The 1,212-nt window shown below is 39.3% G+C and carries 1 pseudogene; it reads right to left on the bottom strand.

The annotated features are described in order from the left end of the window. Positions 1–402: 402 nt before the first annotated feature. Positions 403–1,140 (bottom strand): annotated as a pseudogene (locus F6K13_RS34000) (Uma2 family endonuclease); the annotation flags it as partial. Positions 1,141–1,212: the final 72 nt, after the last annotated feature.

Genomic DNA, 1,212 nt, shown 5'->3' with positions numbered 1-1,212 from the left:
AAGAGGGTAGATGTGGGGAGAAATAATATAAAAAATTCAACACTCCTTGCTGATGATTGTTCCTCACTCATTGATGCGCGAAAAGACTTGACTACCATAATTATATAGACCTCAAATGGGTTCTATAGACTAGATAATACAGCAGATTGCACCAAGGGTGAGGTACACTCATAACGGGCAAGATGCCCGCACTGGGAAGATTTAATTGTTAATATCTGTACTTCATATACTTGAAATCTGCTGTATTACCTAACTATTAGACATCTCCAATAATCAAAAATAAAATCAATTATTATCCATAAATTATCAATTATTCCCCTCCTGGGAGGGGGAGGGGCGAGGGGTGGGTTGCCTGTTCCCTGTTCCCTGTTCCCTCTTTTGGAGGAGATGTCTATTAGAAATTTTCCTCACTTCCTCAACAGTTAAACTCAGAATTTGTGCTACTTGTTCCACACTCATTCCCGTTGCTAATAATTGAGGAATAGCATTTCTTCGTGCTTGGCGTTCTTGTTCTGCACGTTGGCGTTCTTGTTCAGCTTGGTTGGCAAAGCGATCGCCACGCGCTTTTTCTACTTCTGCTCTTTCTGTTCCTGTTAACAACAAATTACCTTCAGAGTCCCACCAACGCAACCATGATAAACTTTGATTTTGATAGGAACCTTCCAATTTTTCTAATTCTATTCCCAGGGGTTCAATGAAATAGTGACCGCGCTCATTAGGAGACATCTAGCGATAAGACTTATCCTCTAAATGATACATTTCTAAACTGCCAGTTTTGATGAGATATATTCCGTAGTAATCTATTTTGATAATCTGCTCGTAGACCCAAAATTTTCGTGGTTTTGTTGTTTGACCATCTTCGGAAACTGACAAAGGTGTTTTGTCTAATTCTTCTGTTCCGTCTCCAATAGCAAATTCTAGAGCAATTAAAGGTGCCATATATTCTCGCCACAGACAATAGGAACAACGAATTGCACCGTTTAATAGTGGTGGTACATCGGGAATGTAAAACCAATTTGGTGCTTCTGCACCTTTTTCGGGGGGTTCTGTTTCTCGCCAATAGATACCACTATCTTGCCCGATGGCATAATTTCCATCTGGGTGTTGTTGTTGTAAAATTGGTGCGATGGAATCAGTTATACCAAATTCACGCAAAGGCAGTTACATCTTAATTTGTGATTTCTTCTTAAAAGAAAAAATTATAAATTCCAA

The organism is Okeania sp. SIO2B9, assembly GCF_010672505.1.
GTDB classification, from domain to species: domain Bacteria; phylum Cyanobacteriota; class Cyanobacteriia; order Cyanobacteriales; family Microcoleaceae; genus Okeania; species Okeania hirsuta.
The sequence above is the reverse complement of the archived record's forward strand: the minus strand, read 5'-3'. Positions and strand labels throughout refer to the sequence as shown.